Origin of the sequence: Oceanobacillus aidingensis, from assembly GCF_042654105.1 — a bacterium.
Lineage (GTDB): Bacteria > Bacillota > Bacilli > Bacillales > Amphibacillaceae > Oceanobacillus > Oceanobacillus oncorhynchi.
Genome location: NZ_JBHSFT010000047.1, coordinates 22,895 through 38,441 on the forward strand (window position 1 = coordinate 22,895; position 15,547 = coordinate 38,441).

Annotated in this window: 15 protein-coding genes and 1 pseudogene; all 16 read left to right on the forward strand. The window is 38.7% G+C overall.

Going from position 1 to position 15,547, the window contains the following annotated elements:
- Positions 1 to 24: 24 nt before the first annotated feature.
- The gene (locus ACFO3P_RS17885) at positions 25 to 1,062 is read left to right on the forward strand and encodes a YpbB family protein (protein ID WP_193062192.1); all 1,038 of its coding nucleotides are present in this window, start codon (positions 25 to 27) and stop codon (positions 1,060 to 1,062) included.
- A 3-nt stretch (positions 1,063 to 1,065) separates the two neighbouring features.
- Positions 1,066 to 2,604: a RecQ family ATP-dependent DNA helicase gene (locus ACFO3P_RS17890; protein WP_193062191.1), complete on the forward strand. Its 1,539-nt coding sequence runs from the start codon at positions 1,066 to 1,068 to the stop codon at positions 2,602 to 2,604.
- A 1-nt stretch (position 2,605) separates the two neighbouring features.
- Positions 2,606 to 3,172: a CPBP family intramembrane glutamic endopeptidase gene (locus ACFO3P_RS17895; RefSeq protein ID WP_193062190.1), complete on the forward strand. Its 567-nt coding sequence runs from the start codon at positions 2,606 to 2,608 to the stop codon at positions 3,170 to 3,172.
- Between the two features lie 10 nt (positions 3,173 to 3,182).
- A complete protein-coding gene (locus ACFO3P_RS17900) occupies positions 3,183 to 3,461 on the forward strand; it encodes a hypothetical protein (protein ID WP_042534193.1) in 279 nt (92 codons plus the stop codon).
- Positions 3,462 to 3,729: 268 nt separating this feature from the next.
- Positions 3,730 to 4,317: a genetic competence negative regulator gene (locus tag ACFO3P_RS17905; protein WP_042534191.1), complete on the forward strand. Its 588-nt coding sequence runs from the start codon at positions 3,730 to 3,732 to the stop codon at positions 4,315 to 4,317.
- A 152-nt stretch (positions 4,318 to 4,469) separates the two neighbouring features.
- Positions 4,470 to 5,753 (forward strand): Glu/Leu/Phe/Val family dehydrogenase, encoded by a 1,284-nt coding sequence (locus ACFO3P_RS17910; protein ID WP_193062189.1) that lies wholly within the window; start codon positions 4,470 to 4,472, stop codon positions 5,751 to 5,753.
- A gap of 210 nt (positions 5,754 to 5,963) precedes the next feature.
- A complete protein-coding gene (locus tag ACFO3P_RS17915) occupies positions 5,964 to 6,938 on the forward strand; it encodes a YpdA family putative bacillithiol disulfide reductase (RefSeq protein WP_042534188.1) in 975 nt (324 codons plus the stop codon).
- A gap of 140 nt (positions 6,939 to 7,078) precedes the next feature.
- Complete coding sequence (locus tag ACFO3P_RS17920) at positions 7,079 to 8,044, forward strand: asparaginase (protein WP_193062188.1); 966 nt, start codon at positions 7,079 to 7,081, stop codon at positions 8,042 to 8,044.
- A 34-nt stretch (positions 8,045 to 8,078) separates the two neighbouring features.
- Positions 8,079 to 8,756: a glutamic-type intramembrane protease PrsW gene (gene prsW / locus ACFO3P_RS17925; protein ID WP_193062187.1), complete on the forward strand. Its 678-nt coding sequence runs from the start codon at positions 8,079 to 8,081 to the stop codon at positions 8,754 to 8,756.
- Positions 8,757 to 9,181: 425 nt separating this feature from the next.
- A complete protein-coding gene (gene sleB, locus ACFO3P_RS17930; RefSeq protein WP_226894721.1) occupies positions 9,182 to 9,940 on the forward strand; it encodes a spore cortex-lytic enzyme in 759 nt (252 codons plus the stop codon).
- A gap of 16 nt (positions 9,941 to 9,956) precedes the next feature.
- A complete protein-coding gene (ypeB, locus tag ACFO3P_RS17935) occupies positions 9,957 to 11,300 on the forward strand; it encodes a germination protein YpeB (protein WP_193062185.1) in 1,344 nt (447 codons plus the stop codon).
- 256 nt (positions 11,301 to 11,556) lie between these two features.
- On the forward strand, positions 11,557 to 12,243 hold the full coding sequence (gene cmk, locus ACFO3P_RS17940; RefSeq protein ID WP_042534179.1) for a (d)CMP kinase: 687 nt from the start codon (positions 11,557 to 11,559) through the stop codon (positions 12,241 to 12,243).
- A gap of 137 nt (positions 12,244 to 12,380) precedes the next feature.
- Positions 12,381 to 12,961: pseudogene (locus ACFO3P_RS17945) on the forward strand (lysophospholipid acyltransferase family protein).
- 114 nt (positions 12,962 to 13,075) lie between these two features.
- Positions 13,076 to 14,209: a 30S ribosomal protein S1 gene (gene rpsA, locus ACFO3P_RS17950; RefSeq protein ID WP_042534177.1), complete on the forward strand. Its 1,134-nt coding sequence runs from the start codon at positions 13,076 to 13,078 to the stop codon at positions 14,207 to 14,209.
- A 192-nt stretch (positions 14,210 to 14,401) separates the two neighbouring features.
- Entirely contained in the window at positions 14,402 to 15,298 is an 897-nt protein-coding gene (locus ACFO3P_RS17955) for a YIEGIA family protein (protein ID WP_042534175.1), read from the forward strand.
- Positions 15,299 to 15,484: a capping complex subunit for YIEGIA gene (locus tag ACFO3P_RS17960; protein WP_042534173.1), complete on the forward strand. Its 186-nt coding sequence runs from the start codon at positions 15,299 to 15,301 to the stop codon at positions 15,482 to 15,484.
- The last annotated feature ends 63 nt before the right edge of the window (positions 15,485 to 15,547 follow it).

The following is a 15,547-nucleotide window of genomic DNA, read 5'->3' on the forward strand; positions in this document are numbered from 1 at the left end:
TTTTGTATGAATGGTGGTGTCAGGATGCTTTTTCAAGGGATTCTTATTGAATGTTTCCAAAAAATAAATCAAGAGCGTACAACCTCCAGTGTTTACAATCTTTTAATCGGGAAAAAAGCCATTCAGACTATACAGGATGCCAGATTTTATCATATTGCTGACTACTACGGCATTTATCCTGATTTAACGAAAACGGACTATTATCAACAACTGCAACAATTACTGGAGAGGAATTATTTGCTGGCGGATGACGAGCAGAGGCTGCAATTAACAAAAAAAGGACAGGAGTGGCTTACAGCCAATAAAACAACGCTTGCTGGATTTTATGGTTCGACTTACAAAAACATGATTGAGTCCTTCAAGCAGCGGTTTCTGCTTTTCATTCAGACCTTTACAAACATTGCTAAGAACGAATATCGATTCATTCCTATTACAGATAATCACGAAATCGAACAATTTGTAAAAGGCTTTTATAAACAATATAAGCATCGTTCCATGGTATTGCTTCAGCAGCTGTATAAGGAATTAGAACATGCCTTATCGATGGTGTCTGATTTAGAAGCCTCGATGTTTGTTGACCGTCTGACGAGTTTTTCTTCCTATGGAAGCAGTTTGCAGCAGCTTTCCCAGGATTATCAGCAGTCTATTCCAGATTGTTATTTAACCTTGCAGAAGGTGTTTTATCATTTATTATACGTACAGGAGCATGGCGAAGAATATTCAATGCTTAAGCTTTTCGCTAAAGACTTGGGTACTGCGGATACACCTTTAAGCCAAACAGCACAATTTACACGCCGGTTATTGAAAAAACAGCATACTTTTGAGGAAATCATTCAAATTCGCCGGTTAAAAGCAAATACGATACTGGATCATTTTGTGGAGATTGCCATGCATGAAGAAGCGTTTCCTTTTTTTGATTACTTAGATTCAACGATTTACGAAGAAATTAAAGAAGTTGTACATAAAAAGCAAACCTATCGTTTAAAAGAAATTAAAAATAATGTTCATCCGGATATCAGCTACTTCCAAATTCGCTTGGCACTGGTCTTATATAATAAATAGGGGGTGAGAATCATTCACTTAGAAGAAGCATTACATCAACATTTTAATTATGATTTCTTTCGTCAGGGACAGAAAGAAATCATTTCTGATGTCCTGCGTGGAGAGGATGTCCTCGGCGTATTGCCCACCGGCTCTGGTAAATCTATCTGCTATCAGCTGCCTGCAAAGCTGTTAGATGGCATCACCCTTGTTGTATCACCGCTTATTTCTTTAATGGTCGACCAAGTAAAGGAATTAAAAGCGGCTTCCTTTAAAGAAGTAATTGCTTTAAACAGTTTTTTACCTTTTCAAAAACAGCAGAGAATATTAAAAAATTTAGATGCTTACCGGCTTATCTATGTTTCGCCGGAGTGGCTGCAAAAAAGTGCACATTTAAATTATTTGAAACAGCTGCCTGTTAAATTGTTTGTCGTCGATGAAGCGCATTGTATCTCACAATGGGGACACGAGTTTCGGCCAGATTATCAGCGGCTGCATGAAGCAATAGCAGCATTAAATCATCCGCGGGTATTAGCGCTGAGTGCTACAGCAACTCCAGACGTGCAAAGAGACATTATCCAGAGCCTGCATAAACCAGATATGAAAAAGCATATCTATCCAATGGATCGGAAAAATATTGCTTTTTGTGTAGAGGAAGCAGAAAATGATCAAGAAAAATTAGAGCGCATTACAGAAATTATTGCATCGTATGCTGTTCCCACATTAATCTATTTTACAAGCAGACAGGCTGCAGAGGAGGTTGCTTTGTCTCTGGCCGCCAAGCATCCGGAACGAAATATTGCCTATTATCACGGAGGAATGGAAGCAGCAGAGCGCCTGCGGGTCCAACAGCAATTTATGAGCAATCATATTAATATCATCTGCTGTACAAGCGCATTTGGAATGGGAATTAATAAACCGGATATACGGCTGGTCATCCACTACCATCTTCCACTTCAGATAGAGTCATATATTCAAGAGGTAGGCAGAGCTGGGAGAGATGGGAAATCCAGTGTCGGTATGATTCTTTATCAGAAAGGTGATTTTCGTCTGTCGGCGAACATGGTGAAAAATGAACTGCCGGCGATAGAGAATATAGACCATCTGGTTTCGACGATTGTTGCCCTTCAGCGTCAGCATATGGATTTACCGTCTCCAGAACAGCTGCATATGCTTTTGGATATCAACGAAGGAGCAGCACGTTTTATTCAAAGACAGCTCCAAAAGCATGGGCTCCTTCGCGATAATGAATGGTTGATAGATGAAGAGAAGTGGAAGCAGGTTAGAGTTAGTGTCATGAACTATCTGGAGAAAAGACAATTATATAAAAACAAGAAGCTCAATGAATTGTATCAATGGATCCAGACAAAGAATTGTTTGCGGAAAACACTTTACCATCCTTTTCAAAATGGATTTGAGAAGCCGTCTGATCAATGCTGCAGCAATTGCGGATTTGATTGGAGTAAGTGGATGCCTTCATCGTCTTTCAAAACTGCAGAAGCCTCTTATCCTGTGAACTGGCGTAAAAAACTTCAGCGAATTTTACATTTGGAAGAGGTATAAGATGAAACAATATGACCTGTTAAAGCAAATGTCCGTCAAAGAGCGAAGGATTCAATTATTTTTTTCACAAGGTTTATTATTCCTGATAGCGATAATTATGAGTTTTTTCCTTTTTGATTCCTTTTTCGATTGGATGCACCTTTTCAAATGGGATACAAAAGAAATTTTCATCTTTGGTTTTTTATCTGCTGTTATAATTGTTTTAATTGAAATTGCTATCGTGTATACAATGCCAAAAAAGTGGTGGGATGATGGCGGAATCAATGAGCTTATATTTAAAAATCAGCCGATTGGTTTTATTTTTATATTCACGCTGACGGTGGCCATTTGCGAGGAACTTCTATTTAGAGGTGTTGTCCAGACAACTTTTGGGTATGTATTTGCAAGTATTCTTTTTGCTGCTGTTCACATACGATATATTAAGAAGCCTGTTCTATTTTCCGCTGTATTAGCCTTAAGTTTTTATATCGGCTGGGTTTATGAACATACAGCTAATTTAATTGTACCTATTGTCATGCATTTTTTTATTGACTTTCTACTTGGTTTAGTTATACGGTTAAACAAATGAGGTGATGGCATTGAGTTCCAAACAAAATGATCAGGCAGAAGCATTAAGACAAGCTATTCAAGATATAACAGAACATAAACCGGAAGAAACCAGACAAGCAGGCTCAGATGAGGAAGAACAATTGGAACAGGCATCTGTTGAAATAGATATATTGAATCTTCCTCCAAGAAATGAAGTACATAAAGGCAACCATAAAATGCGCTGGAAACTGAATCTTCCATTACTGCGTTTTATTTTCATGGTTGTGGTTCTTCTGGCACTTGCCGGTGTCTTTCTTTGGTTTACTTAAATTAAGACAAGCATCATATCATTCAATAATCACATAAAATGTTATAATAAATGTACAAGCATAGGAAGAATATATATAATGAAACTTCATTCACCAGAAGTTTTTGCTTATCTCTGTGATAAACAGGTTTATATAATAAATAAACGCTATGCTCATTTATAACCCATTTTCAAAACGATACAAGCAGGTTATGTTCATCATTTGAAAATAGTGCATATATTAATATAAATACTTGTTGCAAAAGTGAAGAAGATAAGGGGGATGCAGTATGCGGATCGAACGAATTTCAACAGACCAGTTTAAAATTTTTCTCACGTTCGATGATCTAATAGAAAGAGGATTTACCCGTGAGGACTTGTGGCATGATGCATCTAATGTTCGTACGCTGTTTAGTGATATGATGTACGAAGCAAGCAGTGAACTGGGAATGGAGTTTGAAGGAATGTTACTTGTACAGGTGCATCTCATGCAAGCTCAGGGAATGCATATTTTTGTTACCCATCAATACGACGATGCCGATATTGAAATAGATGATGAATATATTGAAATGAAAGTGACACTTGATGAAAGCAAAGAGCTTATATTTTCATTTGATGACTTTGAAGATGTAATTGCTGTGGCCGGTTATTTACCGAATATGCATATCAAAGAATCGAATGTGTATTTTATGGAGAACCGTTATTTTATGATGCTGGATCCTTATGTGCAAACAGCCCGGCATAAGGAAAATATTATAGGACTGATGTCAGAATTTGCTCATCCAAGTATCTTAACTTCCCATCGTTTACAGGAATACGGCAAGATTATTTTTGAAAGCGACGCAATAGCTAAAATCAATCATTATTTTGCTTCCTAAAAGGATGGACAAATGGGGAAGCAGAAAGCCCATTGTTTGATTAAAAACTTCTCATCCAGCCGGTCACCTCTTTCATTGCATATTTTGTATGAAAGTGTATACTAAACCATGAGTGAGTAAAACATTGATATAATGGTAGGGGGTAAATATTAATGGCAGGCGATAAAGCAGGAGATGCTTCCCAAGCTAAAAAACAAGAAAATACGGATGTGTTAAATTCAACGTTATCTATTGTGGAAACCGCATTAAATAAACTTGGTTACCCTGAAGAAGTTTTTGATTTATTAAAAGAACCTTTGCGTATGCTTACTGTTCGTATTCCAGTCCGTATGGACGATGGTAAGGTGAAAGTCTTTACCGGTTATAGAGCCCAGCATAATGATGCGATTGGTCCGACAAAAGGCGGCATTCGTTTCCATCCGGATGTTACGGAAACAGAAGTGAAAGCACTTTCGATATGGATGAGTTTAAAAGCCGGGATTGTAGATTTGCCTTATGGCGGAGCAAAAGGCGGTATCATTTGTGACCCGAGGGAAATGTCTTTTAGAGAACTGGAAGCTTTAAGCCGCGGGTATGTTCGGGCGGTAAGTCAGATTGTCGGTCCGACAAAAGATATTCCGGCTCCAGATGTATTTACAAATTCACAAATCATGGCATGGATGATGGATGAATATAGTAAAATCGATAAATTGAATAATCCTGGTTTTATTACCGGAAAACCAATTGTTCTCGGCGGGTCTCACGGCAGAGAATCGGCAACAGCTAAAGGAGTAACGATTGCTTTAAATGAAGCGGCGAAAAAGAAAGGCATCGATATCAAGGGAGCCCGGGTCGTTATTCAGGGATTTGGGAACGCAGGAAGCTTTCTATCAAAATTTCTGCATGATGCCGGAGCAAAAGTTGTCGCAATCTCAGATGCTTATGGGGCATTACATGACCCGAATGGTTTAGATATTGATTATCTGCTGGATCGCCGTGACAGTTTTGGAACCGTAACTAAACTATTTGATAAAACGATTACAAACAAAGAATTATTTGAGCTGGACTGTGATATTATTGTTCCGGCAGCGGTACAAAACCAAATTACAAGAGATAATGCACATAATATTAAAGCCTCAATTATTGTAGAAGCAGCCAATGGCCCGACGACAATGGAAGCAACGAAGATCCTTACCGACAGGGATGTCCTTATCGTTCCGGATGTTCTGGCATCAGCCGGGGGAGTTACAGTATCCTACTTTGAATGGGTACAGAACAACCAGGGCTTTTACTGGACAGAGGAAGAAATCGACAGACAATTACATGAAATCATGATTAATTCTTTTAACAATATATATCATATGGCAAAAACAAGAAAAATTGATATGCGGCTGGCAGCTTATATGATAGGTGTAAGGAAAATGGCTGAAGCTTCCCGTTTTAGAGGTTGGGTTTAATTCATAAGGAAATAAATAAAAAACTCTTCCATGATAAGAGTTTTTTATTTGTGTAGAAGAAAAGCTTTTGTATTGCGATGCAGTCTGCTTCGTTGTACGATAGTAAATGAAAAATTTTTACGTGATAATATAGAATAAATCAGCGATTGGTTCTCTGATTAATAGCGGATGAATCGTTTTTCTAAGTGATGGATGAAGGAAGGATAAGAAATGCTAGACGAAAAAATTATTATTATTGGAGCTGGACCATGCGGAATGGCGTGTGCTTTAGAGCTTCAGCAAAAAGGCGAAAACCCTTTATTAATTGAAAAAGGAAATGTTGTTCAGACAATCAGCAACTTCCCGACACACCAAACGTTTTTTAGCTCAAGTGACCGTTTAGAAATTGGCGGTGTCCCATTTATCTCTGAAAATAAAAAGCCGGTGCGCAATCAGGCAATGGTCTATTATCGGGAAGTTGCCGAACGAAATGAACTGCGTATAAATGCGTTTGAAACATTAGTGTCTATTGAAAAAGATGAAGAGCATTTTTGCTTAAAAACTGTTAAAAATAATGGAAGTGAGAATGAATATCGTGCGGAAAAAGTAATTATGGCTACTGGATATTATAACCAGCCTAACTACTTAGATGTCCCAGGAGAATCATTGCCTAAAGTAACCCATTATTTTAAAGAGGCACATGAATTTTTTAATCAAAAAGTTGCTGTTATCGGCGGTAAAAACTCTTCTGTAGATGCAACGCTGGAACTGCATAAAGCCGGGGCAGATGTCACCGTCATTTATCGTGGAGATATCTATTCGGAAAGTATTAAGCCATGGATTTTGCCAGAGTTTGAATCACTTGCCAGAAATGGGAAAGTGGATATGGTTTTCGGCGCATCTGTAACAGAAATAACCGATACGCATTTAACTTATGAAAAAGAGGGGCAGGAAGTAACGATCGAGAATGACTTTGTCTTTGCTATGACAGGCTATCGTCCGGATTATAGCTTGTTAAAGCAAGCTGGTGTGGAGATTAATCTGGAGAATGGCAAGCCTGTTCATGATGAGAACACGATGGAAACAAATGTGAAAAATTTATATATTGCCGGCGTAGTAGCTGCAGGATATGATAATAACAAAGTATTTATTGAAAATGGACGTTTCCATGGAGAGCAAATTGCTGCATCTATCTGCTCCAGATAATGACATGCTTTGGAACAGATAAAGCGGGAGGCCTGTTCTTCCTCTCGCTTCCGCATGCAGCTTGAACTTTATTTCAGTAAAAATTATTGTGATATACTAATAGATGATGCAGATAACTAACCAATAAAGAAGGTAATAACATGAAAAAAGTGTTGATGATTGCAACAGGAGGCACCATTGCAAGTGATAAAAACGAGGAGAGCGGTAAACTGGCTTCTGGTGTATTAACTGGAGAAGATATTATTGAAAAATGTGATGTTCCCTCCGATATTCAGGTGAAGGTGGATTCTTTCTTTCAAAAAGCTAGTATGCATTTAAACTTTTCTGATTTAATAAAAATCAAAGAAAAGTTAGACGAGTACTTAAATGAAGAAGCTTTCGACGGGATTGTAATCACACAGGGAACAGATACACTGGAAGAAGCTTCTTATTTTATGCACCTTATTTCAAACTACCATATTCCAATTGTATACACCGGATCGCAGCGTTCACCTAAAGAGGTGGGGACAGATTCCTTTATAAATATTAAAAATGCAATTTTGGCAGCCTGCAGTGAAGATTTAAAGGATGTAGGTGTGACGGTTGTATTCAATGAGCGTATTTTCCATTCCCGTTATGTCCGAAAAGAGCATGCTTCGAATATCCAAGGTTTTAATGCTTTTGGCTACGGCTATTTAGGAATTATTGATAACAACACGGTTCGAGTATTCCAAAAGCCGACGTACCGGGAGCATTTAGAGTTAAAAAAAGAGCTCCCGACGGTAGATATTATTAAAGTATATATGGAAACTGACGGAAAATATATCCAAGCAGCGATAGACAATGAAGTAGATGGACTGGTTCTGGAAGGTGTCGGCAGAGGACAAGTATCCCAGGCTATGATGCCTGCGATTAAAGAATGCATCAGAAAAGGGATAAAAGTAGTAATTACGACCTCTGCTGTGGAAGGAGAAGTTTATCCTACCTATGATTATGAAGGAAGTACCTATGATCTTATGGAGAATGGAGTACTTTTGGGAAGAGATTATGATAGTAAAAAAGCAAGAATTAAACTTCTTGTGGGAATGGCAAGTAACGCGGAACTGGAACATTTATTTGATATATAATTGTTTACCGACTAAAGAAGAGGAGTAAGAATCAATGATAGCTGCTCTATCTGCTGGTATAGCCCCTGCTGTAGCTTTTATGACGTTTATTTATTTGCGAGACCGTATCACAGAGCCGCTTTGGCTGATAGTACGTATGTTTATCGCCGGCGCATTGATTGTGTTGCCGATTATGTTTATTCAGTATGGTATTCATGCGGAGCTGGATAATATCCCGATTGTTGCAGAAGCTTTTCTATTTAGTGCGTTTCTGGAAGAGTTCTTCAAATGGTTTATGTTCATGTTCTTAATTTATCAGCATGATGAATTTGATAACCATTACGATGGAATTGTGTATGCCAGTGCAATCAGTTTAGGATTTGCTTCCTTGGAAAATGTATTTTATTTATTATCAAATGGAGTTGAATTTGCATGGATGCGTGCACTGTATCCTGTTTCTTCACACGCTTTGTTTGGAATTATTATGGGATATTATTTAGGAAAAGCAAAAATGAAACCAAAAAACAAACACAAATACTTGACGATTGCCTTTGTACTTCCATTTCTGCTGCATGGAATATATAACTACATATTACTCGGATTAAATCAATTTATTATTATCCTGTCGATATTTTTAGCTGGTGTATGGGTTTTTGCGATTTATCGTTTAAAGCATGCCAGAATGTATGATATCCGTTTCCTCCCAGACAAAATGTATAAAAGTAATAGATAAGAAGCTGACGAAATAGTTGTTCGTCAGCTTTTTTGTGGCAAAAAGACGATTAAAACCGGCATGAAACAGGACAGAAAATGTATCCGCGAGAAAGCAATTAATTCGATTTTCATTGTTTATGAATAAAAAGAGGAATTGCACAAAAAATAGACGTAAATAAAACGAAACTTCATTCAGCTTAAGATTATCTGCTGGATGTTAGTTGAGTGGTTCAGGGAGTTAGCGCCTGTTATCTCCAACCTCAATAAATATATTTTCACTCTCTATTTCGAGGCAGGAGTTTTACGGGCGGTTCTCCGTGAGAAAATTTCTCATTTGCCAATCTTTTGCCGGCTATCCCTTTAAATATTAGAAGCAGCTGGTATGAAAAGAAAGGTTTATAGGAAGAAAATGGAGGCATCAATATGAAAAGACATCGCAAGCCTATGATTTTTAGCTTTACCCTTTTTATATTTCTATCTGCATTTATTTTTGCAAAACCAGAACAGACAAGTGCATTTAGTGATCAAGTGATTCAACAAGGAGCAGTTGGAGATGACGTTATTGAATTACAAGCCAGATTAAAACATATCGGTTTTTATAATGGCAAAATAGACGGTGTTTTTGGCTGGGGAACTTACTGGGCTTTAAGAAATTTTCAATATGAATTTGGAATGGAAATCGATGGGCTGGCCGGGCAGGCAGTAAAGGATAAGCTGACGCAGGCGACAGAATTCGATAAAGAGAAGGTGAAGCAAGAAATGTATGGGACTGGCTCTGCTCCATCCGGAGGGAATAATGGAGGAGAAGAAAGTACCCCTACCAGCTCGGTAAATGTCCCGCAAGGATATTCTAATAATGATATCCAGCTAATGGCAAACGCAGTATATGGAGAAGCAAGGGGAGAGCCTTATGAAGGCCAAGTGGCAGTTGCAGCAGTTATCCTCAATCGGGTAAACAGTGAGCTGTTTCCTGATACAGTATCCGGAGTTATCTTTGAACCGAGAGCATTTACAGCAGTGGCGGATGGGCAGATATGGCTGGAGCCGAATGATCAGGCCCGAGAAGCAGTGCTGGATGCGATTAATGGTTGGGACCCCTCTGGTAATGCACTCTATTATTTCAATCCAGATACCGCAACTTCAGGATGGATTTGGACCAGACCACAGATTAAGACAATTGGAAAACATATATTCTGCAGTTAGAAAGGTGTGAAATGAAATGTATCGTTGGATTACCATTACATTGTTAACCGTAGCCCTTATTTCTGTTTCCATTTGGGGCTACCAGACAAATAAACAAAAAAATGATTTATACGTTCAAGCAGAAAATGAATATCAGAGATCCTTCCATGAACTCACCTACAATATGGATGTGTTAAACGACCAGATTGGGACCTCACTGGCAATGAATTCGCCAGATAAATTATCACCGCAGTTTGTCGATATTTGGCGAATCAGTTCCAATGCACATGCCAATACCGGGCATTTGCCAATGGGATTGTTGCCAATTCATAAAACAGAGCAATTTCTCTCAGAGTTAGGAGATTTCACTTATCAGACGGCTGTTCGTGACTTGGATAACGACCCATTAACAGAGGAAGAAACAGCGCAGCTGGAAGAATTCTATCAACAATCTGGAGAAATACGGGATGAACTCAGAGAAGCGCAGCATCACTCCTTAAGTGATGGTTCGAAATGGATGGACGTAGAACAAGCATTATTAAATACAAATGACGAAAAAGATAATGATATGGTCAATAGCTTCCAAGCGGTAGAAGAAACTTTTGATACCTCTACGGAGGAAACGCCTGAAAACAGTACAACCAGTACAGAAACGGAAGAACATTCTTATAAAAATATAGCAGGTCAAGATCTTTCAGAAGAAGAAGCCATGAAGGAAGCCGAAAAGCTTTTTGGCAAAGAAGACGGGACCGATTGGACGGTTACAAAATCTGGGGACGGGGCATTAACGCCAATGTATAGTGTCTCCTATGATGAAAATGGGGAAAGAGGCTACGCAGATTTAACTGTGCAGGGCGGCCATCCGCTTAACTTATTAGTTTCAAGAGAAATAGGCGGCAAGCAATTAAGCTTGAATGAAGGGTTTGAAATAGCAAAGGATTACCTTTCAGAGTTGGGATTTGATGAAATGGAGCTTTTCCAGAGCAGTGAATATGATCAAGTCGGTATATATTCTTTTGTCTATGAAGATGATGGAGTTCGAGTTTTTTCGGATGCTGTCGAGGTGAAGGTAGCTTTAGATAATGGAGATATTACCGGTCTGACGGCAAATAATTACTTTAAAAATCATACAGAACGGGATATACCAGAACCGGCTATTTCAGAAGAAGAAGCACGTGATGCAGTAAATCAGGGTGTGAAAATTCAAGAAAATCATCTAGCGATTATTGATGATAATCAGGGTGAAGAGATTCTCACCTATGAATTTTTAGGAACCAGAGATGACGCGACGTATCGCATATTTATTAATGCTGAAACAGGGGAAGAAGAGAAAATTGAGAAAATGACAGATGCGGAAATTAATTACAATTCTGTAATATAAGTAAAAACATTCTTAATAGTAACCGCCTTCGAGAATTTATTTTATACATTTTCGAAGGCAATTTTCTTTGTTATTCTTACAAATAAGAAGTCTTATGGAGCGTCTGACTTTAGAATCCTGAAAGCAGAGATATAGAAATGTTCAAGAAAAATTGCAGGTGTTCTCGACTGTTTAATAAATTGGGAATATGTTATGATAGAGTAGTGTAGAACTCGCTTGGCAATTGTCAGGCTTTTTAATGGCAGGAGTGAAGAGAATGGAGCTTATTTCAATTGCAATTGACGGTCCGGCAGCAGCTGGAAAGAGTACGGTTGCTAAACAGATTGCAAAAAAGCTGGGTATTATTTATGTGGATACTGGAGCGATGTATAGGGCGCTTACTTATCAGACCCTGCAGGAGAATATTGATCTGGAAGATGAAAAAGCGGTCATGGAAATTTTAAATAAGATTGATATCAGGCTTGCACAGGATAAAGAAGGACAGCGTGTATTTATCAATGAGAAGGATGTCACGGAGGCAGTACGCTATCCGGATGTTACAGCGTCCGTTTCGGTTATTGCGAAGCATCCATTGGTTCGAAAAAAAATGGTGGCTGCTCAGCAAGAGCTTGCACAGGATAATAGTGTTGTCATGGACGGACGCGATATAGGATCGCATGTTTTGCCGGATGCGGATGTGAAAATATTTCTTATCGCTTCTGTAACAGAACGAGCCAAGCGCCGCTTCGAGGAAAACAGGCAAAAAGGCATCCCCGCTGATTTACATACACTGGAAAAAGAAATAGAAAAGCGGGATGAACTCGACTCTACCCGTGAGGCATCCCCGCTGGTCAAAGCGGAAGATGCGGTTGAATTGGATACTACTTCCTTATCCATTGATGATGTGACAAATAAAATTCTCGAGATATGCCAGCCATTCATTGAAAAACTTGGCATTCGCTAACGTGTTGCTTTTTTGGAATACCTTGGACTCTGAAGGGTAAGCTTGTTAACGAATACCTTCGTTGTTAATTGTATGTGAATGGGGGAATAACCTTCCCCTGTTCCATGCAAAAGTTTAAAAACCGGAGGCGGGCCTCCATGCTGTATTATTTGGGTAAATTTTTAATAAGTATTCTTTTTTATCCGTTATTTCGAGTTAAAGTGACTGGCAGACAGCATATACCGAAAAAAGGACCAGTCATTATTTGTTCCAATCATACTTCTAACCTTGACCCGCCTGTGGTAGGAATGACAGCATCTAGAACAATCCATTTTATGGCAAAGGAAGAGCTTTTCAGCGGAAAAATCTTAGGTGGTATCTTAAAAAGGGTCCACGCTTTTCCGGTCAATCGGGGCCTGGCTGACCGGAATGCTTTAAGAGGCGGCCTGAAAATTTTAGAAGAGGGAGGAACGCTCGGCTTGTTTCCGGAGGGGACAAGAAGTAAGGATGGCAAACCGGGAAACGCATTGCCTGGAGTCGGCTTTTTTGCACTCCGATCACAACGGAAGTCGTTCCCTGTGTCATTATGAGTGATTATAAATTATTTCGTCGGACGAAGGTTGTTTATGGAAAACCAATGGATGCAGAAGCTTTTCGAAAAAATAAATCTTCTGCAAAAGAAATGTCAGAGGGAATTATGGAAGAAATCAGAAATTTATACGAAATTCATAAAAATTAATTGACTTTACTTGACAAATAAAACTAATTATTAGAAGTTATAGGTAGAACATATGAATAATCTTTTTCTATTCGAATGTGTGAATAGGCGAACTGTAACTAGGAGGCTAAGGATATGAGTGAAGAAAATAAAGACCTTCAAGCATTAGAAGTTGGTGCTACAGTGACGGGAACAGTTGTAAAATTAGAAGAAAAACAAGTTCTTGTTGATATCGGATATAAAACAGAAGGTATTTTACCGATAAGCGAACTTTCCACGCTCCATGTAGAGTCTACAACTGATGTGTTAGCTGAAGGGGAAGAAGTCACTTTAAAAGTAAAGAAAATCGATGATGATGAAGTTGTATTATCAAAAAAAGCTGTAGATGCAGAACAATCCTGGGAAGAGCTTGAAAGAAAATATGAACAGGGTGAGACTTTTGAGACAACAGTGAAGGAAGTTGTTAAAGGCGGACTAGTTGTGGATGTAGGAGTACGCGGCTTTATTCCTGCCTCTTTAGTTGAAACCTATTACGTGGAAGATTTCAGTGATTATTTAGATCGTACGTTAAAAGTGAAAATCACGGATATGGACCGGACCCAAAACCGGGTGATCTTATCCCATCGTGCGATTGTAGAGGAAGAAGAAAAAGACAGAAAAGAAAAAGTTCTGCAATCATTAAACCCTGGTGATGTAATTGAGGGTGTCGTACAACGTATTACCAATTTTGGTGTATTTGTTGATTTAGGAGGAGTTGATGGGCTTGTCCATATCTCCCAATTAGCGCATGAGCATGTTGAAAAAGCTTCAGATGTTGTTTCTGAAGGAGATAAAATCAAAGTAGAAGTTATTTCTGTCGATTTAGACAGTGAACGTATCTCTTTATCTCATAAAAATACGCTCCCTGGACCTTGGGCAGAAGTAAGTGAAAAAATTAAACCTGGTTCCACTGCAGAAGGTGTTGTCAAGAGACTGGTCAGCTTTGGAGCATTTGTTGAACTATTGCCTGGTGTTGAAGGCCTTGTTCATATTTCTCAAATTGCCAACCGTCATATCGGCACACCACAGGAAGTCCTTGAAATTGGACAGCCTGTTACAGTGAAGGTATTAGATGTGAATGAAGAAGAACAGCGCATTTCTTTAAGCATCAAAGAATTGGAGCAGGAACAAGAAGAAAAAGAATACAAGCAATATGAAAAATCCGATGATCAGCCCGGCTTTCAGCTTGGTGATGTGATTGGAAATAAATTAGATAAATACAAAAAATAATAACAATAATCATTAGAAAACGAAGAATGCCGCCCAGAGTTTTGGTGACATTCTTCGTTTTTTCTTTACTGCTAAAAAGCTGCATATCAATGTGCAGCTTTTTTAGTACAATAAGGCCGAGTGAATAGGGGTTTTATAAATAATCCGTTTAAAAAAAGCCATACTAACACATAAGAAAAAGAGGTGGTTTGTATGGAAATTGAATATTACGCACAAGCAATTTTATTTGGAGTGGTTGCAGGGACACTGGCCAGATTAATCACATTACGTAGTGATTATAGGCAGTATCCTACCTATCTGCATGGCCGGATTATTCACTTATCATTAGGATTTATAGCTGCGTCACTTGGTGCATTGGCTATTCCTGCTTTATTGGAAATGGAATTTACTGCTGTAACCTTCTTAACGGTAGCCGCAACTCAATTTAGAGATGTCCGGAATATGGAGCGAAATACGTTAACAGAATTGGATCAATTCGAACTGGTCTCCAGAGGCAGCACGTACATTGAAGGAATTGCTATTTCTTTTGAAGGAAGAAATTATCTTGTTATGTTTGCAGCCTTTTTAACAACGTTTGCTTATATAAATTGGGGGTGGTTTCCTTCCACCGTTGTTGGTGTATTAACCATCGTTGCAGCGCTTAGCTTTATGAGCGGGTCTTCGTTAAGAGACATTGTCGAAATCGAAGAATCAGATATCTCCTTTGACGGGGCCGGCTTGTATGTTGATAATATTTATATTATGAATATCGGGATAGAAGAAAGACAGGAAGAGATTTTAAAATATGGAATGGGGTTTATCCTCACACCAAAAAATATAAATGTTATCACTACGATCAGCAACCTGGGTCAGCGGCAGGCCATATTACATGATGTTTCTGCTACTTTAGGAATTTATAAAGATTCGGGAACCCCTGCTTTAGCCCCTTTGATAAAACGTGATCTTGATGACGGTAGGCTGGGTGTTTTTATTTTACCGCTTGTCCGGGATGCAGATCTGGCTAAAAAAGTAATCGGCTCGGTTCCTGTATTAGAAAATGCGATTAAAATGCCTTCAGAAGCTACATTTTTAAAAGGGGGTAAAAAGTAAATGATTGTCGAAAAAGCGATTTTAGCTGTCATCACTACTAAAGAAGAGCAAGTTGGAGGAGGAGCTCCTATCTTTATCTGTGCCTCGAATGAGGAGCTTCAGTTATTTTCAACCAATCTGGAAGCGATTATGGACGGCATTGCACATCGTTTGAGTGATGAGGTCTATATTATTGTAAAACACTAAAAGTAAGAGGCTGCCTTAAATAAAATCATTTTGAACAAGCGTTAATATATTTCGTTGTGGAAC

Bases quoted from the DNA above. Each gene is read 5' to 3' on its own strand.
- ACFO3P_RS17885 (WP_193062192.1), top strand. From the start codon at position 25: ATGCTTTTTCAAGGGATTCTTATTGAATGTTTCCAAAAAATAAATCAA.
- ACFO3P_RS17895 (WP_193062190.1), top strand. From the start codon at position 2,606: ATGAAACAATATGACCTGTTAAAGCAAATGTCCGTCAAAGAGCGAAGG.
- ACFO3P_RS17905 (WP_042534191.1), top strand. From the start codon at position 3,730: ATGCGGATCGAACGAATTTCAACAGACCAGTTTAAAATTTTTCTCACG.
- ACFO3P_RS17910 (WP_193062189.1), top strand. From the start codon at position 4,470: ATGGCAGGCGATAAAGCAGGAGATGCTTCCCAAGCTAAAAAACAAGAA.
- ACFO3P_RS17915 (WP_042534188.1), top strand. From the start codon at position 5,964: ATGCTAGACGAAAAAATTATTATTATTGGAGCTGGACCATGCGGAATG.
- ACFO3P_RS17920 (WP_193062188.1), top strand. From the start codon at position 7,079: ATGAAAAAAGTGTTGATGATTGCAACAGGAGGCACCATTGCAAGTGAT.
- prsW (WP_193062187.1), top strand. From the start codon at position 8,079: ATGATAGCTGCTCTATCTGCTGGTATAGCCCCTGCTGTAGCTTTTATG.
- sleB (WP_226894721.1), top strand. From the start codon at position 9,182: ATGATTTTTAGCTTTACCCTTTTTATATTTCTATCTGCATTTATTTTT.
- ypeB (WP_193062185.1), top strand. From the start codon at position 9,957: ATGTATCGTTGGATTACCATTACATTGTTAACCGTAGCCCTTATTTCT.
- cmk (WP_042534179.1), top strand. From the start codon at position 11,557: ATGGAGCTTATTTCAATTGCAATTGACGGTCCGGCAGCAGCTGGAAAG.
- rpsA (WP_042534177.1), top strand. From the start codon at position 13,076: ATGAGTGAAGAAAATAAAGACCTTCAAGCATTAGAAGTTGGTGCTACA.
- ACFO3P_RS17955 (WP_042534175.1), top strand. From the start codon at position 14,402: ATGGAAATTGAATATTACGCACAAGCAATTTTATTTGGAGTGGTTGCA.
- ACFO3P_RS17960 (WP_042534173.1), top strand. From the start codon at position 15,299: ATGATTGTCGAAAAAGCGATTTTAGCTGTCATCACTACTAAAGAAGAG.